Annotated in this window: 22 protein-coding genes, 1 other RNA gene and 1 other annotated feature; of the genes, 12 read left to right on the top strand and 11 right to left on the bottom strand. The window is 51.3% G+C overall.

What is annotated here, in order from left to right:
- Positions 1-43: 43 nt before the first annotated feature.
- Positions 44-382 carry a P-II family nitrogen regulator gene (glnK, locus tag EFER_RS12935; protein WP_000780338.1) on the top strand — a complete coding sequence of 113 codons (339 nt, stop codon included), beginning with the start codon at positions 44-46 and terminating at the stop codon, positions 380-382.
- Positions 383-411: 29 nt separating this feature from the next.
- Complete coding sequence (gene amtB, locus EFER_RS12930) at positions 412-1698, top strand: ammonium transporter AmtB (protein WP_000685029.1); 1287 nt, start codon at positions 412-414, stop codon at positions 1696-1698.
- A gap of 48 nt (positions 1699-1746) precedes the next feature.
- Here amtB and tesB read toward each other — a convergent pair whose 3' ends face one another.
- The gene (tesB, locus tag EFER_RS12925; RefSeq protein WP_002431405.1) at positions 1747-2607 is read right to left on the bottom strand and encodes an acyl-CoA thioesterase II; all 861 of its coding nucleotides are present in this window, start codon (positions 2605-2607) and stop codon (positions 1747-1749) included.
- A gap of 217 nt (positions 2608-2824) precedes the next feature.
- Between tesB and EFER_RS12920 the strand changes: the two genes are divergently transcribed.
- Positions 2825-3397 carry a YbaY family lipoprotein gene (locus EFER_RS12920; RefSeq protein ID WP_000779831.1) on the top strand — a complete coding sequence of 191 codons (573 nt, stop codon included), beginning with the start codon at positions 2825-2827 and terminating at the stop codon, positions 3395-3397.
- Positions 3398-3436: 39 nt separating this feature from the next.
- On the opposite strand, the gene EFER_RS12915 is transcribed toward EFER_RS12920, so the two are convergent.
- Both EFER_RS12915 and EFER_RS12910 read right to left on the bottom strand, forming a co-directional pair.
- On the bottom strand, positions 3437-4765 hold the full coding sequence (locus tag EFER_RS12915; protein ID WP_000547318.1) for an IS4-like element IS4 family transposase: 1329 nt from the start codon (positions 4763-4765) through the stop codon (positions 3437-3439).
- Between the two features lie 100 nt (positions 4766-4865).
- Complete coding sequence (locus EFER_RS12910) at positions 4866-5177, bottom strand: MGMT family protein (protein WP_000409911.1); 312 nt, start codon at positions 5175-5177, stop codon at positions 4866-4868.
- Between the two features lie 162 nt (positions 5178-5339).
- On the opposite strand from EFER_RS12910, the gene ffs reads away from it, so the two are divergent.
- Positions 5340-5436: signal recognition particle sRNA small type (gene ffs / locus EFER_RS22515), an RNA gene on the top strand.
- Positions 5437-5555: 119 nt separating this feature from the next.
- A complete protein-coding gene (locus tag EFER_RS12905; RefSeq protein ID WP_000878140.1) occupies positions 5556-5909 on the top strand; it encodes a DUF1428 domain-containing protein in 354 nt (117 codons plus the stop codon).
- A gap of 41 nt (positions 5910-5950) precedes the next feature.
- Here EFER_RS12905 and EFER_RS12900 read toward each other — a convergent pair whose 3' ends face one another.
- The 6 genes from EFER_RS12900 to acrA all read right to left on the bottom strand — a co-directional run bounded on the left by EFER_RS12900 (position 5951) and on the right by acrA (position 14094).
- The gene (locus EFER_RS12900; protein ID WP_001260376.1) at positions 5951-7501 is read right to left on the bottom strand and encodes an EAL domain-containing protein; all 1551 of its coding nucleotides are present in this window, start codon (positions 7499-7501) and stop codon (positions 5951-5953) included.
- A gap of 138 nt (positions 7502-7639) precedes the next feature.
- Complete coding sequence (locus EFER_RS12895) at positions 7640-8110, bottom strand: YlaC family protein (RefSeq protein ID WP_002431406.1); 471 nt, start codon at positions 8108-8110, stop codon at positions 7640-7642.
- Between the two features lie 496 nt (positions 8111-8606).
- Complete coding sequence (locus tag EFER_RS12890) at positions 8607-8825, bottom strand: HHA domain-containing protein (RefSeq protein WP_001280991.1); 219 nt, start codon at positions 8823-8825, stop codon at positions 8607-8609.
- A gap of 26 nt (positions 8826-8851) precedes the next feature.
- Positions 8852-9226, bottom strand: coding sequence for an Hha toxicity modulator TomB (gene tomB / locus EFER_RS12885; RefSeq protein WP_000344803.1), 375 nt, complete (start codon positions 9224-9226; stop codon positions 8852-8854).
- A gap of 502 nt (positions 9227-9728) precedes the next feature.
- A complete protein-coding gene (gene acrB / locus EFER_RS12880) occupies positions 9729-12878 on the bottom strand; it encodes an efflux RND transporter permease AcrB (RefSeq protein ID WP_001132491.1) in 3150 nt (1049 codons plus the stop codon).
- Positions 12879-12900: 22 nt separating this feature from the next.
- Positions 12901-14094, bottom strand: coding sequence for a multidrug efflux RND transporter periplasmic adaptor subunit AcrA (gene acrA, locus EFER_RS12875; RefSeq protein WP_015953614.1), 1194 nt, complete (start codon positions 14092-14094; stop codon positions 12901-12903).
- A gap of 143 nt (positions 14095-14237) precedes the next feature.
- Here acrA and acrR point away from each other — a divergent pair, with 143 nt between their 5' ends.
- The gene (acrR, locus tag EFER_RS12870) at positions 14238-14885 is read left to right on the top strand and encodes a multidrug efflux transporter transcriptional repressor AcrR (protein WP_000101765.1); all 648 of its coding nucleotides are present in this window, start codon (positions 14238-14240) and stop codon (positions 14883-14885) included.
- A 125-nt stretch (positions 14886-15010) separates the two neighbouring features.
- Entirely contained in the window at positions 15011-18370 is a 3360-nt protein-coding gene (mscK, locus tag EFER_RS12865; protein WP_000178224.1) for a mechanosensitive channel MscK, read from the top strand.
- A 38-nt stretch (positions 18371-18408) separates the two neighbouring features.
- Here the strand turns inward: mscK and rsmS are convergent, their stop codons facing one another.
- A complete protein-coding gene (rsmS, locus tag EFER_RS12860; protein WP_000051151.1) occupies positions 18409-18573 on the bottom strand; it encodes a pleiotropic regulatory protein RsmS in 165 nt (54 codons plus the stop codon).
- Positions 18574-18586: 13 nt separating this feature from the next.
- A complete protein-coding gene (gene priC, locus EFER_RS12855; protein ID WP_000844867.1) occupies positions 18587-19114 on the bottom strand; it encodes a primosomal replication protein N'' in 528 nt (175 codons plus the stop codon).
- 69 nt (positions 19115-19183) lie between these two features.
- Here priC and EFER_RS12850 point away from each other — a divergent pair, with 69 nt between their 5' ends.
- From EFER_RS12850 to recR, 5 genes are all read left to right on the top strand, one after another.
- The gene (locus tag EFER_RS12850; RefSeq protein WP_001188907.1) at positions 19184-19552 is read left to right on the top strand and encodes a DUF454 family protein; all 369 of its coding nucleotides are present in this window, start codon (positions 19184-19186) and stop codon (positions 19550-19552) included.
- Positions 19553-19713: 161 nt separating this feature from the next.
- On the top strand, positions 19714-20265 hold the full coding sequence (gene apt, locus EFER_RS12840; RefSeq protein ID WP_002431408.1) for an adenine phosphoribosyltransferase: 552 nt from the start codon (positions 19714-19716) through the stop codon (positions 20263-20265).
- Positions 20266-20393: 128 nt separating this feature from the next.
- Positions 20394-22325, top strand: coding sequence for a DNA polymerase III subunit gamma/tau (gene dnaX / locus EFER_RS12835; RefSeq protein WP_000122035.1), 1932 nt, complete (start codon positions 20394-20396; stop codon positions 22323-22325).
- Positions 21658-21722: a sequence feature (DnaX frameshifting element), on the top strand. (Overlaps the previous gene by 65 nt.)
- Before the next feature lie 52 nt (positions 22326-22377).
- Positions 22378-22707 carry a YbaB/EbfC family nucleoid-associated protein gene (locus EFER_RS12830; RefSeq protein ID WP_000467098.1) on the top strand — a complete coding sequence of 110 codons (330 nt, stop codon included), beginning with the start codon at positions 22378-22380 and terminating at the stop codon, positions 22705-22707.
- The gene (recR, locus tag EFER_RS12825) at positions 22707-23312 is read left to right on the top strand and encodes a recombination mediator RecR (protein WP_001195025.1); all 606 of its coding nucleotides are present in this window, start codon (positions 22707-22709) and stop codon (positions 23310-23312) included. Before EFER_RS12830 ends, recR begins: the two co-directional genes overlap by 1 nt.
- Positions 23313-23372: the final 60 nt, after the last annotated feature.

Here is a 23372-nt window from a genome sequence, read left to right as displayed (position 1 = left end):
TCGTGTAGCAGAACCATTACCGAATTCTGACCGGAGGGGATCTATGAAGCTGGTGACCGTGATAATCAAACCATTCAAGCTGGAAGACGTTCGTGAAGCGTTATCTTCCATTGGTATTCAGGGCCTGACCGTCACCGAAGTGAAAGGTTTCGGGCGTCAGAAAGGGCATGCCGAGCTGTACCGGGGGGCGGAATACAGCGTCAACTTTCTGCCAAAAGTAAAAATTGATGTGGCGATTGCTGATGACCAACTCGATGAAGTGATCGATATCGTCAGCAAAGCGGCTTACACCGGAAAAATTGGCGACGGCAAAATCTTCGTCGCTGAATTGCAACGCGTCATTCGTATTCGTACCGGCGAAGCCGACGAAGCGGCGCTGTAATCTCTGGCACACAGCAACAGGAACGAAAAATGAAGATAGCGACGATAAAAACTGGGCTTGCTTCACTGGCGATGCTGCCGGGACTGGTAATGGCTGCACCTGCGGTGGCCGATAAAGCTGACAATGCGTTTATGATGATTTGTACTGCGCTGGTGCTGTTTATGACTATTCCGGGGATTGCCCTGTTTTACGGTGGGTTAATTCGCGGCAAAAACGTGCTGTCGATGCTGACGCAGGTGACGGTGACGTTTGCTCTGGTCTGCATTCTCTGGGTGGTTTACGGCTATTCGCTGGCGTTTGGTGAGGGCAACAACTTCTTCGGTAACATTAACTGGTTGATGCTGAAAAACATCGAACTGACGGCGGTGATGGGCAGCATTTATCAGTATATCCACGTGGCGTTTCAGGGATCGTTTGCCTGCATTACCGTCGGCTTGATAGTTGGAGCGCTGGCGGAACGGATCCGCTTCTCAGCTGTGTTGATTTTCGTGGTGGTGTGGCTGACGCTCTCTTACATTCCGATTGCGCATATGGTCTGGGGCGGTGGTTTGCTGGCTTCTCACGGTGCGCTGGATTTTGCGGGTGGCACGGTGGTGCACATTAACGCCGCAATTGCAGGTCTGGTGGGCGCATATCTGATTGGCAAACGCGTGGGCTTCGGCAAAGAGGCGTTTAAACCGCACAACCTGCCGATGGTCTTTACCGGTACTGCCATTCTCTATATCGGTTGGTTTGGCTTTAACGCCGGGTCAGCGGGCACGGCGAATGAAATTGCAGCACTGGCATTTGTGAATACTGTGGTCGCAACGGCGGCGGCAATTCTTGGCTGGATCTTCGGTGAATGGGCGCTGCGCGGTAAGCCTTCACTGCTGGGAGCGTGTTCTGGCGCGATTGCCGGTCTGGTCGGCGTGACGCCAGCCTGTGGCTACATTGGTGTTGGCGGCGCGTTGATTATCGGCGTAGTCGCTGGTCTGGCGGGCTTGTGGGGCGTTACCATGCTCAAACGCTTGCTGCGGGTGGATGATCCCTGCGATGTCTTCGGTGTGCACGGCGTTTGTGGCATTGTCGGCTGTATCATGACCGGGATTTTTGCCGCCAGCTCGCTGGGCGGCGTGGGCTTCGCTGAAGGTGTGACGATGGGCCATCAGTTGCTGGTACAGCTAGAAAGCATTGCCATTACGATTGTCTGGTCCGGTGTGGTGGCGTTTATTGGCTACAAACTGGCGGATCTGACGGTTGGTCTGCGTGTACCGGAAGAACAGGAGCGAGAAGGGTTGGACGTCAACAGCCACGGCGAAAATGCCTATAACGCGTAATAAGCACTGCAAAAAACAGCCGGACGGTTTTCACCTCCGGCTATTTTTTTAATTGTGATTACGCATTACCCCTTCCTGAACGGTCGAGGCAATCAGCACGCCGTCCTGGGTATAAAACTCACCGCGCACAAAGCCGCGTGCGCTGGACGCCGAGGTGCTCTCCACGCTATACAGCAGCCATTCATTCAAATTAAACGGGCGATGGAACCACATGGAATGGTCAATGGTGGCAATCTGAATCCCCGGTTCGAGAAAACCGATGCCGTGCGGCTGTAGAGCTACCGGCAGGAAATTAAGGTCAGAAGCGTAACCGAGCAGATACTGATGAACGCGCAGATCATCCGGTACGCTACCATTTGCGCGGATCCATACCTGACGATGCGGTTCTGCGACATGCCCTTTCAGTGGGTTATGAAACTCCACCGGACGGACTTCCAGCGGACGATCGCAGATGAATTTATCTTTCAGCACTGGCGGCAGCAGGTGCGCCAGCGATTGGGCGATTTGAGTTTCCGAAGGCAGGCCATCAGGCGCTGGCGCGGACGGCATTGTTTTTTGATGTTCGAAACCCGCTTCTGGTGCCTGGAAAGAGGCAGTCATATAAAAAATCGGTTTGCCGTTTTGAATAGCAGCAACCCGGCGGGCGCTGAAGCTGTTACCGTCACGCAGAGTTTCGACATCATAAATAATCGGCTTCTTACTATCGCCAGGGCGAAGAAAGTAGCTGTGAAACGAATGTACCAGCCGCTCTTCAGGGACGGTCTCTTTTGCAGCATACAAGGCCTGACCCACGACCTGGCCGCCAAACACCTGGCGTAAACCTAAATCTTCACTCTGGCCGCGAAAGAGTCCTTCCTCAATTTTTTCCAGATTTAACAATGTCAGTAAATTTTTTAGCGCCTGACTCATATAACTCTCCAGTAACAAAGCTGCCGCAGCAAGCCAAAGTGAGTTGAGTATAACGCAAATTTGCCACTGGTCCGATGGGTGCAATGGTCTGAATTACGGGCTAATTACAGGCAGAAATGCGTGATGTGTGCCACACTTGTTGACGTTACTATTTTGTTAACCACTCTTCCGGCGAGGAAAGTTAGCCCGCTGGTGCATTGATAATAAGGAGAAGTGAATGAAACTCGTGCACATGGCCAGTGGTTTAGCGGTTGCGATTGCGTTGGCGGCTTGCGCAGATAAAAGCGCGGATATTCAGACGCCAGCACCGGCTGCAAATACGTCTATTTCAGCAACACAGCAACCTGCTATCCAGCAACCGAATGTTTCCGGTACCGTCTGGATCCGTCAGAAAGTCGCACTGCCGCCTGATGCCGTGCTGACCGTGACACTTTCTGACGCATCGTTAGCCGATGCACCGTCAAAAGTGCTGGCTCAAAAAGCGGTGCGTACTGAAGGTAAACAGTCACCATTCAGTTTTGTTCTGCCATTTAACCCGGCAGACGTTCAGCCGAACGCGCGTATTCTGTTGAGTGCGGCGATTACCGTGAATGACAAACTGGTATTTATCACCGATACCGTTCAGCCGGTGATCAACCAGGGCGGAACTAAAGCTGACCTGACATTGGTGCCGGTGCAGCAAACCGCCGTGCCGGTTCAGGCCAGCGGTGGCGCAACGACTACCGTACCTTCGACCTCACCAACCCAGGTGAATCCGTCTTCTGCAGTTCCGGCTCCTACGCAATATTAAACGAAGTTAACCCTCTCCGCCCGGAGTAATGCCAGTCAGTTAAGCAACTGACTGGCTCTTTTTCGGGGCTGTGGGGTATTTCCAGGGCCTCTCCTTTACCACTCTCGGGAAGGCCCTTTCCCTTCTTGTCGGTAATTTCACAAGTTGTCCCATACTTGCAAGATCGCGCATCAGCTCCGGTATACGTCCCGGTGAAGCGCCCTGCAATGTCATCAGCATTCTCATCACCATTCCGCATGATTCTGAGAAACTCAGTTGATTCGGCCAGTAACCTTTCTGATGTTCCGCCATTTTAATCATCTGATATCTCACCAGATTATAAGCCAGTAAGACACCCCACAGCTCTTGCTCCACAAGCTCCGGCTTTTTACTTCTCAGCGTCAGCCTGCTCAGTTGCATCGTCTGTTTTATCTCCCTGTATCCCAGTTCGATTTCCCAGCGATGACTGTACAGATCCGCCATTTCTCCTCCGGGGAAGCGCATGGCGTCCGTCATCGACGTCAGCAGATGGCAGACCTTTCCTTTGCGCGTCACAGTCAGCAGGCGGGCTGTCACCTCATTTCCCAGTCCCGGCCACTTTTTTCGTGCCTGTGGGCTGGTTTTCAGCTTCACCAGATGATCGCCTTTACCCAGTTTTCTGATCTCTTCATATTGCGCTCCCTTTCTGAGAGGGATCATCCAGTGGCGGTGTTCTCCCGCCAGGCTCCAGGCATTTAACAGTCCCAGTGAGTAATAACCTTTATCCATTAACGTCAGAGTGTTATCGCCGGTTTGTTCTATAAGTTGCTCAGCAAGCTCATTTTCGCTGTTCTTCATCGTGCCGAAGGCTGCAGCCGTCAGCAGATGGCTGGTCAGTTCCATCTGGCAGACCATTTTGACCTGCGGGTAGAGCGCCGGGTTCCCGGCATGTGTCTGGCGGGGGAAGGCTGCATCGTTCTCTGGTGTATCCGGTGTGCGCCAGAACACACCATCGATGGCCAGCAGGGTCAGGCCGCACCATTGCGGATGCGGCGTGGCGTTATGCCAGAGCTGCGCTGTTTTCGTGAACACGCGGCGGACAGCCTCACTTCCCAGGCGCTGGCGGGCCTGAATAACGGCACTGGGGGCAACGAAAGGGCGATTGCCCGGCAGCATGATGTCCAGGCGATTCACAATCTGGTGAAGAGGTTCTTTACGCTCAAGCGCCATGCCAACAATACACCAGACCATCATTTCGAGGGGAAGACGGCGCTTGCGTAGCGTTACAGTACCAGATTCGGCAAGGCAACGAGAGATGAGTTCGGGGTCGAGGTAATCCCCCAGAGAAGTCAGTGGGTTACGCAGAGAATCATAACGGGATACCAGATCAAGAGCCTGTCCAATGTGCATAAAAAAATCCGGAAACGAGTGAGCGTTTCCGGATTCTTACACAGCCACTGGATCGGTCAACTGATCCTTAACTGATCGGCATTACTCCGCCCGGAGAGGGTTAGTAGTTCCAGCGATAACGCTGTAAGTCGATTTGTCCGCTTCCCGATACCATCACGCCTTCTGCCAGTAATGCTTGTCGCTGACGCTGTAAATCCGGTCCGGTTAGCGAAATTGTGCCGTGGCGATTAACCACCCGGTGCCAGGGCAAGGTGCTGCCTTCCGGGAGACGCTTTAACACACCACCTACCTGGCGCGCGGCGCGGGGCGATCCCGCCAGTTTCGCGACATCACCGTAAGTGGTGACATAGCCTTCGGGAATAGCGGCTACGATTTGCCAGACGCGTTGGGGAAATGAATCTTCTTTTTCCATCTTTTCTTCCTGAGGTAATTTTTCAGCATAATCTGGAAAAACGCCCGAGTGAAGCCGCATTGCGCAAGAAACCAGCATCTGGCACGCAATGGGTTGCAATTAGCCGGGGCAGCAGTGATAATGCGCCTGCGCGTTGGTTCTCAACGCTCTCAATGGGGGCTCTGTTGGTTCTCCCGCAACGCTACTCTGTTTACCAGGTCAGGTCCGGAAGGAAGCAGCCAAGGCAGATGACGCGTGTGCCGGGATGTAGCTGGCAGGGCCCCCACCCATTTCTGCCTCCCACCGTTTCGTCAAAAAATCCCAATATGGCTAAACTTTAACCACGACTGACGTCGCAAGAATTGTCTGGCTGCGCAGTACGCTTCGGAGGTATGTCTGATGAAGTATGTTGATGGTTTTGTGGTTGCCGTTCCTGCCGATAAAAAGGATGCCTATCGGGAAATGGCCGCTAAGGCCGCGCCATTGTTTAAAGAGTTCGGTGCGCTTCGTATTGTCGAATGCTGGGCCAGCGATGTACCGGATGGCAAAGTGACCGATTTTCGTATGGCGGTGAAAGCGGAAGAGAATGAAGAGGTGGTTTTTAGCTGGATTGAATACCCTTCAAAAGAGGTCCGCGACGCTGCTAATCAAAAGATGATGTCGGACCCACGGATGAAAGAGTTCGGCGAGTCCATGCCGTTTGATGGCAAGCGAATGATCTATGGCGGATTCGAGTCAATCATCGACGAATAGGTAGCGTGACGGGCTGTGCGGCGTGCCGTCAGCCCAACAATTCACAAATGTTGCTCGGCCCAGCGTAAGAAATCCTCTTTCGGTAATGCCTTGCTGTAGAGCCAGCCCTGGCCGTAGTGCACGCCATGCTGGCGTAACCAGCTCTCCTGATGAGGGGTTTCAATACCTTCCGCGACCATTTTTAGCTTTAACGTTTTTGCCATCTCAACAATATGCGTGGTGACATTTTTATATTCCAGGGCATCCACGAAAGATTTATCGATCTTAAGAATATCGACATCAAGATTTTGCAAGTAACTCAGACTGGAGTAACCGGTGCCGAAATCATCAATATAAATTTCATGCCCCGCTTTGCGGTATCCGGCAATTAGCGGAGCACTGGTTTTGGGATCGGCAAACTCGCGCTCTGTCAGTTCAAGGGCGATTTGATTAGGGTTAACTTTGTAATGATTAAGCATTCTTCCTAATAGCTGTGGAATTTTTTCCGAGGCCAGAACGGAAGATTCCAGATTGATAGAGATATGTTGCTCCGGGTGTTGATTCAGCCACACTCCCATATCTTCAAATACTGTTTTAATGACCAGATGAGTCATCGATTCCAAAAGACCGGTTTGTTGGGCGAGAGGAATAAAGACTTCCGGGGAAAGGTAAGTACCGTCGGTTTGTGGCCAGCGGGCCAGTGCTTCAGCACCCACAATTTTACCGGTTGTCAAAGAGACGATTGGCTGATAATGCACTTTTATATCGCCATTATTGATCGCGTCCTGCAATCGATGATGGGGAGACTGTAATCGTCGGACAATGCGCAAAATAAACAGTGCAGAGAGTACGCCAATCAACAGTCCTAAAGGTAGCCAAATAAGCGTTTCGTGATGCCAGCTTTTTTGCAAAGGGAGTGTAGAAGACCAGGTGATGATAGAAATATTCATTTCAGGAAAAGACTGAATATTATAGATGGTGTTGTCTATTTCCAGATGTTGGTTACCCGTGTTTTTTAACAGTGCAACTACATCAGGAGGCAGTTGTTCACTACCTGAAATCACCACATGATGAGCTTCACCGATGATCGCTGCATTGATACGCCAGCTGCTGAAGGGAATAACATCGATAAAGGAAGCAGGATCGATCATCACCACATAGTGTTGGGTGCCGATGGCAACCATATAACGTTTTAAGCCAAGGTCATTTTCTTCCGTTAACCAGACCCGATAACCTTCACGGGTGATTTTCCCCGGTGCCGGGAAAGCAATCGGGGCGCTATTTTGTTCCAGTGAAGAGCAGAGCGGAACGTTATTGTTGATATAAAGGACTTCCTGAATATAGCGAAAACTGTAAGAAACCCGGCGCATTTCCATCAATTGCTCAGGGCTACAAGGGGGGCCCTGAAATGCTTCCAGTTGTTCCAGTGCTCTTTTGCCCTGGGAAGCAACTTTTTCAGCCCGTAGATTGACGCGTGAGGCGTAAATATTTAGCTCGTCAATAAATGTACTTTCAACCTGACGGTGAGCAAGCCAAAGGATTAAGCCGACTGGAACAATCACGGACAAAATGAGCACGCCTGTAACAAGGCTAATCAGATGACGAGTTCTCACGAAGATATCCTTATTTACGCAGAGTAGAGAAAGTATATCTCATCAATAGATAAGCTTCGCGAATGTTATTGAGTTAATGCATAAGACAGCTGAGGGTAAAGCGTACTGGAGCAAGTACAGTACGCTGTATTTTCATCGTTACGCAGCTGCGTCGCTACGAGCCAGAGTGAAAATGTCGTAGAACGAAAGGTCGCCTTTGCGGGCGATCATTTTTTGCAGTTGTTCTTTTTGTACGCCATTTACCCGTGGGGAATGGAGAATCGCTTCTATTAAAGTGGGGGGGACGAAACGCGTGTTGTACCATTCACCGTTGTAACAGACCCGGAAATCCAGCACATCAATGTCTTCATAGCGATAACGCGGGTAAACATCAAAAAAGAAAAAGCCATTTAATAGAATAAACAAAACAACCAGCAGCCAGACTGAACCTACCAGTGTTTCCGACTGCAACATGACTGCCAGGGTGGCAAACCAGGCAACATACATGCCAATAAACAGCCCTGGATGTTTACGGATAAAGCTGATGCTAAAACGTGGCTTGTTGTCACGCTTTTCACGCTTGTTAAGATCGTCAATGGTTTCTGTGAGCAGGCGCTGTATTTCGGTCATCATTTGCCTTTGTGAGTTCTGCAACTTCTGGGGAACACCCTATTATAACAAGGTGATTGTATGAAAAAAGTAACAGATTAACCACAATTTAGCATAACAGTTACATGTTTATTACGCAGGAACAGCCATCCTGATGCAACTGCTATAGGAGAAGAACACCTGGCGGGTATCACTGGAAGTGAACACCGTACAGGTAGCATTATGCCAACCGGGGAAGAGTTATCTTAAAACGACGCTGCTGTTATTGGTAACAAGGCGCTTAACTCACAGTTACCTGGCAATAAAACCCCAACAGCATCTTCTATTTTTCACTTTCGCTCTGTTTTTTCGAATAATTCCCCTGCAAACTTCAACCTCAAATGAAGTAAAGCTGGTAAGGGAACAATACCGGGGAAACAACATAATAAAAATTAGCGAAGCATAATCACCAAAAACAGTAAGTGTAATTCATTAACCTAACTGATGGTTGATACTCGTTTATTTATCAGATGGCATATTAGCGAATGAATTTCCATACGGAGGAGGGGATCTTGTCGTAAAGTTTATTCATGGTCAATTCAGCGAGACGGTGATCAGCTGCTGAATAAAATACCGCCAGTTCATTGTCAGAGAGTTCGTATTTATTTTTTTCGATGACACGTTCCAGCGTGTCAATTGTCTGGCAACGACGTAAACGCATCAAATAATCAGTTTTGGTTAAAGGCTTATCGGACATAAATTGTACCTATCATTTTAATAGTTTTAACACGACAAACTAACAGGGTTCGCCCTGGTGGCGTTAACAAAACAGCGGAAGAGCCTGTTTCCAGATTTTCGCCATTTCTGTAAATCCTGTGTATTAATGCCATAACTACTGAACAACATAAAAGTGTCATCCAGATATTCATCGATCTGCTCTATGAGCTTATTGTCCTCATTATACTTAATTTTGTAATTAAGTGCGAAGGTTGCAATATGCTCAATCAGTTCGTTGAGCTGCAGATTGATAGCCGAGGTTGGGTCGTTAACCCAGCCATGGTTGCTCTCTTCAAGATTTGCAAGACAGTCATGATACAGGGTTTCGCAAAGAAATTTAAGCTGTGCGATATCATGTCGTTTTGGTGAGTATTCGTCCATAACACATCCCCTTCTTAGTGGCTGTACTAATCGAACACCTTTCGGGGTAGAGACAACTAACTAACCGCGGGCTTGCCCTCTCGTCTGATGATTTAACTATAATCTACTCTAATAAAGATTTCATCGGCATATTACGAAAAATTACAAATAGCTGAAATGCATGATGACGTTACCTTATTGCATTTTAGCACGTAATTACCGAAAGAAGATTGGCGATCATCTGGTTGTTTTTAACATGCCAGTGCTGTCAGAAGAGGCATTCTCCAGACATATCAATACAAAAAGATAATGCCAAAATAGCTTGCATTCATAAAAACATTCTTATTTAACAGGGAAAATAAGAATTTACCGATGTTCTTGAGAATAGCCTTCAAACAGGCAGGGGATTATATCGTTAATTTTTGAAAGATAAAATATGCAGGCCAACAATAAGCCTTTTTTATGATTTTTGGCGCTAAAAAGGCCGCTTTCGCGGCCTTAACAATACCTTCTGGCGAGGATCTTAGTGATGCTCAACCTTGTGGCTATGTTCTAAGTCTTCGCTTTTACGGCTAAAGCGACGACGAACCACGACGAAGAACACCGGTACAAAGAAGATTGCCAGTACCGTTGCGGTCACCATCCCGCCCATTACGCCAGTACCTACGGCGTTCTGCGCGCCAGAACCAGCACCAGTACTGATAACCAGCGGCATAACGCCGAGGATAAACGCCAGCGAGGTCATCAGGATCGGACGTAAACGCATCCGCACCGCATCAAGCGTCGCTTCAATCAGACCTTTACCTTCTTTATCCATCAGGTCTTTGGCGAATTCGACGATAAGTATCGCGTTCTTCGCCGACAACCCAATGGTTGTGAGCAGGCCTACCTGGAAGTACACGTCATTGGTCAGGCCACGGAAGGTGGCTGCCAGCAAGGCACCGATAACCCCCAGCGGAACGACCAGCATAACGGAGAACGGAATCGACCAGCTCTCGTACAGCGCCGCCAGACACAGGAACACGACAATCAACGAAATCGCGTACAGTGAAGGGGCCTGGTTACCGGAGAGACGTTCCTGATAGGACATCCCCGTCCAGTCGTAGCCAACACCGGTAGGCAGTTTGCTCGCCAGTTGTTCCATCAGTTCCATTGCTTCACCGGTACTTTTACCCGGTGCTGCCTGGCCTAAGATTTCCATGGATGGCAGGCCGTTGTAACGTTCCAGACGCGGCGAGCCGTACTCCCAACGAGAAGAGGAGAACGCCGAGAACGGTACCATCTGACCATCAGCAGCACGAACATACCAGTCGCCGATATCATCCGGCAGCATACGGTATTTTGCTTCTGACATGACGTAAACTTTCTTCACACGACCACGGTCGATAAAGTCGTTCACGTAGCTGCCGCCCCATGCAGCGCCCAGGGTAGTGTTAATATCGTTAATAGAAACACCCAGTGCCTGAGCTTTCTCCTGGTCGATATCAATCTTGAACTGCGGTGTATCTTCCAGACCGTTTGGACGCACGCTGGTCAGCAGATCAGGATGCTTCGCTGCTTCTGCAAGCAGTTGGTTACGTGCCTGAGTCAGTTTTTCGTGACCAAGGCCCGCCTGGTCAATCAGCTCAAAGTCGAAGCCGGTTGCCGTACCCAGTTCCACAATCGCAGGCAGGTTAAAGGCGAAGACCATCGCATCTTTGATTTGCGAGAATGCACGAGTTGCACGCATGGTAATCGCTTCAACTTTGTTTTCTTCGCCCGGGCGATCGGCCCAATCCTTCAAGGAAACGAACGCAATACCGGTATTCTGACCACGTCCCGCAAAGCCGAAGCCGTTAACGGCGAACACCGACTCAACGTTGTTCTTCTCTTTGGTCAGATAGTAATTCGTTACCTCATTGAGCACTTTCTGCGTACGTTCCTGCGTTGCACCTGCTGGCAGCTGAACCATGGTCATAAATACGCCCTGGTCCTCATCTGGCAAGAAGGAGCTTGGCAGACGCACAAATAGATAGGCCATGCCGACCACGATGATTAGATACAGCACCAGGTAACGCCCCGTACTGCGCAGAATACCGCCTACGCTGTCGGTGTAGTGGTGCGTGCTCTTCTCGAACATGCGGTTAAACCAGCCGAAGAAGCCTTTTTTACCTTCTCCGTGATCGCCTTTGGCAATCGGTTTCAGCATGGTGGCACAAAGAGCCGGAGTCAGGATCAACGCCACCAGTACCGACAGCGCCATTGCTGAAACAATGGTAATGGAGAACTGACGATAGATTGCCCCGGTAGAACCGCCAAAGAAGGCCATCGGTACGAACACCGCCGACAGCACCATCGCGATACCGACCAGAGCGCCCTGAATCTGCCCCATCGACTTACGGGTGGCTTCTTTTGGCGGCAAACCTTCTTCCGCCATCACACGCTCAACGTTTTCTACTACAACGATGGCGTCATCCACCAACAAGCCGATGGCGAGCACCATCCCGAACATTGTTAGTGTGTTTATCGAGAAGCCAAAGGCGGCAAGGATGGCAAAGGTTCCAAGCAATACCACCGGTACGGCAATGGTCGGGATCAACGTCGCGCGGAAGTTCTGCAGGAACAGATACATAACCAGGAATACGAGGATGATCGCTTCGACCAGAGTTTTTACCACTTCGTGAATAGAGATTTTCACGAACGGTGTGGTGTCGTATGGGTAAACAATTTTCAGACCCGACGGGAAGAACGGTTCCATCTTCGCCAGTTCAGCACGGATTGCCGCAGCGGTATCCAGCGCGTTCGCGCCAGTCGCCAGCTTGATCCCCAGACCGGAAGCCGGTTGGCCGTTAAACTCTGCGATGATGTCGTAGTTTTCACCACCCAGCTCAATTTTCGCGACGTCACGCAGCAGAACGCGGGAACCATCCTGATTTACTTTCAGCAAGATTTTGCCGAACTCTTCAGTAGAGGTCAGACGCGTCTGAGCGATAATAGAGGCGTTAAGCTGTTGGCCTTTCACCGGCGGCGTACCACCGAGCTGACCCGCCGCAACCTGGGCGTTCTGCGCTTTGATGGCGGTAATGACATCAACCGGCGTTAGCTGGTATTTGTTCAGTTCATTCGGGTTCATCCAGATACGCATCGCGTACTGAGAACCGAAAAGCTGAACGTCACCCACGCCCGACGTACGGCTGATGGCGTCTTTCATATTCGCCGCCACGTAGTCGGAGATATCCTCCTGCGTCATGGTGCCATCGGTGTTGATAACGCCGACAACCATCAGGAAGCTACTGGACGATTTCTCAACGCTCACCCCTTGCTGCTGTACTTCTTGCGGCAGCAACGGCATTGCCAGCTGCAGTTTGTTCTGCACCTGAACCTGCGCGATATCCGCATCAGTACCAGACTCAAAGGTCAGGGTGATCTGCACGGTACCCGTGGAGTCACTGTTAGAGGACATGTACATCAGGTTATCGATACCATTCATATTCTGTTCGATAACCTGTGTCACAGTGTCCTGCACTGTTTTCGCATCAGCGCCGGGGTAGGAGGCGGAGATCGTTACTGCCGGCGGTGCAATCGTAGGATATTGCGCCACCGGCAGTTTGAGGATCGCCAGCCCCCCTGCCAACATGATAATGATGGCGATCACCCACGCAAAAATCGGGCGATCGATAAAGAAATTAGGCATGTCTTAACGGCTCCTGTTTAAGTTAAGACTTGGACTGTTCAGGCTGAGTACCGCTTGCGGCTTGCTGGTTATTATCAGCGGTAACTTCTTGTGCTTTTACCTGGACACCAGGACGCACTTTCTGCAGCCCACTTATTACTACGCGATCGCCTGCTTTCAGACCTTCTGTCACCAGCCACTTATCGCCAATAGCCTGGCTTGCAACGATCGGACGGGTTTCCACTTTGTCATCCGCGCCAACCACCAGTACGGTAGCATCGCCACGCGGTATACGGGTTACACCCTGTTGCGGGACTAAAATGGCGTTTGGATTAAGCCCTTCTTCCAGACGTGCACGCACGAACATACCCGGCAGCAGAGTATGATCCGGGTTCGGGAAGATAGCGCGTAGGGTGATAGACCCGGTGGTCTGATCGACAGTAACGTCAGAGAACTCCAGCGTACCGTCCTGTGGGAACTTAATGCCGTCACTGGTGATCAGCGACACTTTGGCTTTGCCGTTCTCTTGTTTCAGCGTGCCATTCGCCAGTTCCTGTTTCAGGCGCAGAAAGTCGTTGCTGGACTGAGTCACATCAACATAGATCGGATCAAGTTGCTGTACGGTTGCCAGCGCAGTCGCCTGACCGTTTTGCACCAGGGCACCTTCAGTCACATTCGACTTACCAATGCGACCATTAATTGGAGAGGTGACTTTGGTGTATGCCAGGTTAATCCGTGCGGTTTCAACAGCCGCTTTCGCCGCGGTCACCGCTGCGTTAGCCTGTTGCGCGTCAGCCAGTGCCTGATCGTACTCCTGCTTACTGATGTACTGCGTACCGAGCAGTTTCTGATAACGATTAACTGTCAGTTGCGCGATATTAGCCGCAGCCTGAGCTTTCGCCAGATCGCCTTTCGCGCTGTCATAGGCAGCCTGATAAGTTGCAGGATCAATCTGATACAGAGAGACGCCAGCTTCGATATCACTGCCTTCTTTAAAATTGCGCTTCAGGATAATACCGCTAACCTGAGGACGGACTTCCGCAATACGGAAAGCGCTGGTACGCCCCGGAAGCTCAGTAGTGATTTGTAGAGGTTCAGTTTTGAGCGTCACAACCCCAACTTCTGGCATCTGCTGGCCCCCTTGTTGGGCCTGTTTGTCGTCGCATCCTGTTAGCGCTAAGCTGCCTGAAAGCAACAGAACGGCCGCCAGAGGCGTAAATCCTCTGTTTTTGTTCATATGTAAACCTCGAGTGTCCGATTTCAAATTGATCAATGGGCAAAAAAGCCCCTAAACCCATTGCTGCGTTTATATTATCGTCGTGATATGGTACATACATTCATAAATGTATGTAAATCTAACGCCTGAAAATTCACTGACATATGGCACGAAAAACCAAACAACAAGCGCTGGAAACACGACAGCACATCCTCGATGTAGCTTTGCGTTTGTTTTCTCAGCAAGGAGTATCATCTACCTCGCTGGCAGAGATTGCAAAAGCCGCAGGCGTTACGCGTGGTGCAATCTACTGGCATTTTAAAAACAAGTCGGATTTGTTCAGTGAGATCTGGGAGTTGTCCGAGTCCAGTATCGGAGAACTTGAGCTTGAGTATCAGGCAAAATTCCCCGACGATCCACTTTCCGTTTTGCGAGAGATTTTAGTCTATATTCTTGAAGCTACTGTGACGGAAGAACGCCGACGTTTATTGATGGAAATTATATTCCATAAATGTGAGTTCGTTGGTGAAATGGCGGTAGTTCAGCAGGCTCAGCGCAATCTCTGCGTGGAAAGCTATGACCGTATCGAACAAACACTAAGACATTGTATTACTGCGAAAATGTTGCCAGAAGACCTGCTTACTCGCCGGGCGGCTATTATTATGCGCGGCTATATTTCAGGTTTAATGGAAAGCTGGTTATTTGCTCCGCAGGCTTTTGACCTGAAAAAAGAGGCGCGAGATTACGTCGCCGTCTTATTAGAAATGTATCTCTTTTGTCCATCACTGCGGGCAACCTCTGCAAAGGAATAATGACACGCTAATTCCAGGATTTATCCTGGAGGATCTCGCTGTTGCTATTCCGTCTGTCTGAGGCGTGATATTCTTGCGCCCTGACTATTTCCGGCGCCCCGCCGGTAGCAAAACGCCTATTCATCATGACTATGTTGCAGTTCTATAAACGTTCACAACAATTTGTTTTTATTTCGCTTTTTGCGCTTGCATTTATTTTGTGTAGCCAGGCTCCGGCTTTTGCGCGCGCGGCTGGTGGCGACTTGCCAACCAAAGCAGACGTGCAGGCCCAGTTGGATGCGCTTAATAAACAAAAAGATCTCTCTGCCCAGGATAAATTAGTTCAGCAGGATCTGACCGACACCTTAGCGACGCTCGATAAAATCGACCGGGTAAAAGAAGAAACGGTGCAACTGAAACAAAAAGTTGCCCAGGCCCCGGAAAAAATGCGTCAGGCTACAGATGCGTTAACCACCCTGAATGACGTGGATAACGACCAGGAAACGCGCACAGTTCTTCGTACGCTTTCTTTGCGCCAGCTTGAATCCCGCGTGGCTCAGGTACTGGATGAGTTGCAGAATGCGCAAAACGATTTGGCCGCTTATAACAGCCAGCTTGTATCGCTGCAAACCCAGCCAGAGCGCGTACAAAACTCCATGTACAACGCTTCTCAACAGCTGCAGCAAATTCGTAACCGTCTGGATGGCACAGAAGTTGGTGAAACCGAGTTGCGTGCGACGCAAAAAACGTTACTCCAGGTTCAGCAGGCTCTGCTAAATGCACAGATTGATCAGCAGCGTAAAAGTCTGGAAGGCAATACTATTTTGCAGGATATGCTGCAAAAGCAACGTGATTATGTGACCGCGAATAGCACGCGCCTTGAACATGAACTTCAGTTATTGCAGGAGGCCGTTAACAATAAACGTCTCACCTTAACTGAGAAGACGGCGCAGGAAGCGGTCTCGCCGGATGAAACTGCGCGTATTCAGGCTAACCCGCTGGTGAAGCAGGAGCTGGAAATAAACCAGCAGTTGAGTCAGCGTTTGATTACCGCGACCGAAAACGGTAATCAGCTGATGCAGCAAAACATCAAAGTCAAAAACTGGCTTGAGCGGGCGCTGCAATCGGAACGTAATATCAAAGAGCAGATTTCTGTCCTGAAAGGCAGCCTGTTGTTGTCTCGTATCCTTTATCAGCAACAACAAACGCTGCCCTCGGCGGATGAACTGGAAAACATGACCAACCGCATCGCGGATTTGCGTCTCGAACAGTTTGAAGTCAACCAGCAGCGTGATGCGCTCTTCCAGAGCGATGCGTTCGTTAACAAACTGGAAGAAGGTCACGCCAACGAAGTTAACAGTGAAGTTCATGACGCATTACTCCAGGTTGTGGATATGCGTCGCGAACTGCTGGATCAGCTTAATAAACAGTTGGGTAACCAGTTGATGATGGCCATTAACCTGCAAATCAACCAGCAGCAGTTAATGAGCGTATCGAAAAACCTGAAATCCATCCTGACTCAGCAAATCTTTTGGGTGAACAGTAACCGTCCGATGGACTGGGACTGGATCAAAGCGTTCCCGCAAACGCTGAAAGATGAGTTTAAATCAATGAAAATCACGGTGAACTGGGAAAAGGCCTGGCCTGCCGTATTCATCGCCTTCCTCGCTGGTTTACCACTGCTGCTGATTGCCGGGCTGATCCACTGGCGTCTGGGGTGGCTGAAAGCATATCAACAAAAACTGGCTTCCGCTGTGGGTTCCCTGCGTAACGACAGCCAGCTCAACACACCAAAAGCGATCCTTATCGACCTGATCCGTGCGCTGCCGGTGTGCCTGATTATTCTCGCGGTTGGCCTGATTCTGTTGACCATGCAGCTCAACATCAGCGAACTGCTATGGTCGTTCAGCAAAAAACTGGCGATTTTCTGGCTGGTGTTTGGCCTGTGCTGGAAGGTACTGGAGAAAAACGGTGTTGCCGTACGTCACTTCGGTATGCCGGAACAGCAGACCAGCCACTGGCGTCGACAAATTGTCCGCATCAGTCTCGCGTTGCTGCCAATCCATTTCTGGTCAGTGGTGGCAGAACTATCCCCACTGCATCTGATGGATGATGTGCTGGGGCAGGCGATGATTTTCTTCAACCTGTTGCTGATTGCCTTCCTGGTGTGGCCGATGTGCCGCGAAAGCTGGCGTGATAAAGAGTCGCACACCATGCGACTGGTCACCATTACCGTGCTGTCGATAATCCCGATTGCGTTGATGGTGCTGACTGCTACAGGCTACTTCTACACTACGCTGCGTCTGGCAGGACGCTGGATTGAAACCGTTTATCTGGTGATCATCTGGAACCTGCTCTACCAGACAGTACTGCGTGGCTTAAGCGTAGCGGCGCGGCGTATCGCCTGGCGTCGTGCGCTGGCGCGTCGACAGAATCTGGTGAAAGAGGGCGCGGAAGGTGCTGAACCGCCGGAAGAACCCACCATTGCACTGGAGCAGGTTAACCAGCAGACGCTGCGTATTACCATGTTGCTGATGTTTGCGCTGTTCGGTGTCATGTTCTGGGCGATTTGGTCCGATTTGATCACCGTATTCAGCTATCTTGACAGCATCACGCTCTGGCATTACAACGGCACTGAAGCCGGTGCTGCGGTGGTGAAAAACGTCACCATGGGCAGCCTGCTGTTTGCAATTATCGCCTCAATGGTAGCCTGGGCGTTAATTCGCAACCTGCCTGGTTTGCTGGAAGTGCTGGTGCTCTCGCGACTGAATATGCGCCAGGGCGCGTCGTATGCCATTACTACCATCCTTAACTACATCATTATTGCCGTTGGTGCGATGACGGTGTTCGGATCGCTGGGCGTCTCGTGGGATAAACTCCAGTGGCTGGCGGCAGCATTATCCGTAGGTCTTGGTTTTGGTTTACAGGAGATCTTCGGTAACTTCGTCTCCGGTTTGATTATCCTGTTCGAACGTCCGGTGCGCATTGGCGATACGGTAACCATTGGTAGCTTCTCGGGTACGGTCAGCAAGATCCGTATTCGTGCGACAACGATTACCGATTTCGATCGCAAAGAAGTGATCATCCCGAACAAAGCGTTTGTTACTGAGCGTCTCATCAACTGGTCGTTAACCGACACCACCACTCGTCTGGTGATTCGTCTGGGCGTGGCCTATGGCTCCGATCTGGAAAAAGTGCGTAAAGTATTGCTGAAGGCGGCGACTGAGCACCCAAGGGTGATGCACGAACCCATGCCGGAAGTCTTCTTTACGGCGTTTGGTGCCAGCACATTGGATCATGAGCTGCGTCTGTATGTGCGTGAACTGCGTGACCGCAGTCGTACTGTCGATGAGCTGAACCGTACTATCGATCAGCTGTGCCGTGAAAACGACATCAACATTGCCTTTAACCAGCTTGAAGTGTATTTGCACAACGAGAAGGGCGATGAAGTAACGGAAGTGAAACGTGACTACAAGGGCGACGATCCAACGCCTGCGGTAGGGTAAGGACAATAAAGGGCGACAGTGATGCCGCCCTTTATTTTTTACTCGCTTTGCGAAGCCTCATCGCTCTGTAACTTCTTTTCATAATCACGCTTAACAATATCCAGCGCGCGCAGCACGGTACTGGCAGGGATCTGATTTTCTTCCAGCAGGACAATTAAATCGACGGCCAGTTTGACATCGTCAGGGGCATTTTCCAGTGACATATTCTCTCCATTGTTAGCGGGTTAAACGCGCTAACCTGTTTTCGATTTTTTCCAGCGCATGGCGACACCGCGCAAGGCGCGCTTCATAGGCTTCCACTTCACGATGCAGCGTTTGTTGTTCCACGAGATCGGCCGCTTGCGCCAGACGGGCTCTACGTTCGGCAACCATCTCACGAAGTCGCCGCTCAAAATCCTGATGCTGAATACGTTTACGCTGCCAGCGGGCAATTTTCGGTGGCGCACTGTCCCACTCGCGCAATGACCAGGCGGCGGCTTCACGCGCTATGGCTTCCAGTTGTGCTGCCAGATGTTCCGCCAGCCAGGCCACTTGCGGCAGTTGCTGTTGCTCAACTGCATGGCGAAGCGCGGACAAATTATCTCCCGCTTCCTCCAGGCACGCCTGTAGAGTTGTCGCACGGGTTTGAAAAAGGCGCCTGTCGAAACGGGCGCTTAGCGTGGCGAACTGCGCCACCGGGGCACAACGCTGGCGCAGCGTGGCGAGCTGACCTTCCAGTTTTTCCAGCAGCAGGGCGGTTTTCACGATAAGACCTCAATGAAAATGATAATTGTTATGCTAAAGTAGCCACTCTGTAAGCTGACTACACATAATATGCAACGAATCATTTTAATCATCATTGGCTGGCTGGCGGTAGTACTGGGTACGCTGGGCGTGGTATTACCGGTATTACCAACGACGCCGTTTATCCTGCTGGCGGCCTGGTGCTTTGCCCGTTCTTCCCCGCGCTTTCACGCCTGGTTGCTGTACCGCTCATGGTTTGGCAGCTATCTACGTTTCTGGCAGAAATATCATGCGATGCCACGCGGTGCAAAGCCTCGGGCGATATTCATTATTTTACTGACTTTTTCGATTTCACTTTGGTTCGTGCATATGACGTGGGTGCGTATTCTGTTGTTGGTGATCCTCGGTTGTTTGCTGATTTTTATGTGGCGAATCCCGGTGATTGATGAAAAGCAATAAAAACGGCAAAGCACAACAATCGCTGTTGCAATTATCGCCCACAGCCAGTACATTCTGGCGTTTTCGAGCACAGGCGCAGGCGGTCAAAGGTTAAACAACTGTTACTTTTGACTCGTTTAAAACGCGCCGTGAGTACCACCGTAACAAGCAGGCATACACTTATGACCGCGACTGCACAGCAGCTTGAGTATCTCAAAAATAGCATCAAAAGCATTCAGGACTACCCAAAACCCGGCATTCTGTTCCGCGATGTCACCAGCTTACTGGAAGACCCGAAAGCTTACGCTCTCAGCATCGATTTACTGGTTGAGCGTTACAAAAATGCGGGCATTACCAAAGTTGTCGGCACTGAAGCGCGTGGCTTCTTGTTCGGCGCTCCGGTAGCATTGGGTCTGGGCGTTGGCTTTGTACCGGTCCGTAAACCGGGCAAACTGCCGCGTGAGACCATCAGTGAAACTTACGATCTGGAATACGGCACCGATCAGCTGGAAATCCACGTTGATGCCATCAAACCGGGCGACAAAGTTCTGGTGGTGGACGATCTGCTGGCAACCGGCGGCACTATTGAAGCGACGGTTAAACTGATCCGCCGTTTAGGTGGTGAAGTGACTGACGCTGCGTTCATTATCAACCTGTTCGATCTCGGCGGCGAACAGCGTCTCGAAAAACAGGGCATTACCAGCTACAGCCTTGTCCCGTTCCCGGGCCATTAATTATCGCCAGTCTTGTGCTGCCCACGCTACAGACAGCACAAGATGTGCATTCAGCCTCGCCGTTCTGACGGGGCTGTGTTAGCATTACCCCTTCGTGAATCCACCTTCCAGCGTTTCAGAGCCTGCCAATGAGTTATCAGGTCTTAGCCCGAAAATGGCGCCCACAAACCTTTGCTGACGTCGTCGGCCAGGAACATGTGCTGACCGCACTGGCGAACGGCTTGTCGTTAGGGCGTATTCATCATGCTTATCTTTTTTCCGGCACCCGGGGCGTCGGAAAAACCTCTATCGCCCGACTGCTGGCGAAGGGGCTAAACTGCGAAACTGGCATTACCGCGACGCCGTGCGGCGTGTGCGATAACTGTCGTGAAATCGAGCAGGGGCGCTTTGTCGATCTGATTGAAATCGACGCCGCCTCGCGCACCAAAGTTGAAGACACTCGTGACCTGCTGGATAACGTCCAGTACGCTCCGGCGCGTGGTCGTTTTAAAGTTTATCTGATCGACGAAGTGCATATGCTGTCGCGCCACAGCTTTAACGCACTGTTAAAAACCCTTGAAGAACCGCCGGAGCACGTCAAGTTTCTGCTGGCGACGACCGATCCGCAGAAATTGCCGGTGACGATTTTGTCACGCTGTCTGCAATTTCATCTCAAGGCGCTGGATGTCGAGCAAATTCGCCATCAGCTTGAGCACATCCTCAACGAAGAACATATCGCTCACGAGCCGCGGGCGCTGCAACTGCTGGCGCGCGCCGCTGAAGGCAGCTTGCGAGATGCCTTAAGTTTAACCGACCAGGCAATTGCCAGCGGTGACGGACAGGTTTCAACCCAGGCGGTCAGTGCGATGCTGGGTACGCTTGACGACGATCAGGCGCTGTCGCTGGTTGAAGCGATGGTTGAAGCCAACGGCGAGCGTGTAATGTCGCTGATTAATGAAGCCGCCGCTCGTGGTATTGAGTGGGAAGCGTTGCTGGTAGAAATGCTCGGCCTGTTGCACCGCATTGCAATGGTGCAACTTTCCCCTGCTGCGCTGGGCAACGACATGGCCGCCATCGAGCTGCGGATGCGTGAACTGGCGCGCACCATACCGCCGACGGATATTCAGCTTTACTATCAAACGCTGTTGATTGGTCGCAAAGAATTACCGTATGCGCCGGACCGCCGCATGGGCGTTGAGATGACGCTGTTGCGCGCACTGGCGTTTCATCCGCGTATGCCGCTGCCTGAGCCAGAAGTGCCACGCCAGTCTTTTGCGCCCGTCGCGCCAACGGCAGTAATGACGCCAACCCAGGTGCCGCCGCAACCGCAATCAGCTCCGCAGCAGGCACCGACTGTACCGCTCTCAGAAACCACCAGCCAGGTGCTGGCGGCGCGCCAACAACTGCAGCGCGCACAGGGAGCAACCAAAGCAAAAAAGAGTGAACCGGCAGCCGCTACCCGCGCGCGGCCGGTGAATAACGCTGCGCTGGAAAGACTGGCTTCGGTCACCGATCGCGTTCAGGCGCGTCCGGGGCCATCGGCGCTGGAAAAAGCACCAGCCAAAAAAGAAGCGTATCGCTGGAAGGCGACCACTCCAGTGATGCAGCAAAAAGAAGTGGTCGCCACGCCGAAGGCGCTGAAAAAAGCGCTGGAACATGAAAAAACGCCGGAACTGGCGGCAAAGCTGGCGGCAGAAGCCATTGAGCGCGATCCTTGGGCGGCACAGGTGAGCCAACTTTCGCTACCAAAACTGGTTGAACAGGTGGCGTTAAATGCCTGGAAAGAGGAGAGCGACAACGCAGTATGTCTGCATTTGCGCTCCTCTCAGCGGCATTTAAACAACCGCGGTGCACAGCAAAAACTGGCTGAAGCGTTGAGCACGTTAAAAGGTTCAACGGTTGAACTGACTATCGTTGAAGATGATAATCCCGCGGTGCGTACGCCGCTGGAATGGCGTCAGGCGATATATGAAGAAAAACTTGCGCAGGCGCGCGAGTCCATTATTGCGGATAATAATATTCAGACCCTGCGTCGGTTCTTCGATGCGGAGCTGGATGAAGAAAGTATCCGCCCCATTTGATCGTAAGCACAGCTTACGTTCGTCATCCTTAACGTGATTGAGAGAGAAACCTATGTTTGGTAAAGGCGGTCTGGGTAACCTGATGAAGCAAGCCCAGCAGATGCAAGAAAAAATGCAGAAAATGCAGGAAGAGATCGCGCAGCTGGAAGTCACCGGCGAATCTGGCGCAGGTCTGGTAAAAGTGACCATCAACGGTGCACACAACTGCCGTCGCGTAGAGATCGACCCGAGCCTGCTGGAAGACGACAAAGAGATGCTGGAAGACCTGGTGGCTGCAGCATTCAACGACGCAGCACGTCGTATTGAAGAAACGCAGAAAGAAAAAATGGCCTCTGTTTCCTCAGGAATGCAGCTGCCGCCAGGCTTTAAGATGCCGTTCTGATGCAAACCAGCCCGCTGTTAACACAGCTTATGGAAGCACTGCGCTGTCTGCCGGGCGTTGGCCCGAAGTCGGCGCAGCGTATGGCGTTCACGCTGCTTCAGCGCGATCGTAGCGGCGGGATGCGTCTGGCGCAGGCGCTCACCCGGGCGATGTCGGAAATCGGCCACTGCGCCGATTGCCGCACCTTCACCGAACAGGAAGTCTGTAACATTTGTTCGAATCCGCGTCGTCAGGAAAACGGCCAAATCTGCGTGGTGGAGAGTCCGGCGGACATCTATGCCATTGAGCAGACCGGTCAGTTTTCAGGCCGTTATTTTGTGTTGATGGGGCACCTGTCACCGCTGGACGGCATCGGTCCGGATGATATCGGTCTTGATCGCCTGGAACAGCGTCTGGCAGAGGAAAAAATCACTGAAGTGATCCTCGCCACCAACCCCACGGTTGAAGGTGAAGCTACCGCTAACTACATTGCCGAGCTTTGCGCGCAATATGACGTGGAAGCCAGCCGAATTGCTCATGGCGTACCGGTTGGCGGCGAACTGGAAATGGTCGATGGCACCACGCTGTCACACTCCCTTGCCGGGCGTCATAAGATTCGTTTTTAAGCAAACGAGAGCAGGATCACCTGCTCTCGCTTGAAATTATTCCCCCTTGTCCCCATCTCT

The sequence above is a fragment of the Escherichia fergusonii ATCC 35469 genome (genome assembly GCF_000026225.1).
Lineage (GTDB): Bacteria > Pseudomonadota > Gammaproteobacteria > Enterobacterales > Enterobacteriaceae > Escherichia > Escherichia fergusonii.
This window is presented reverse-complemented; position numbering and strand designations above follow the sequence as displayed.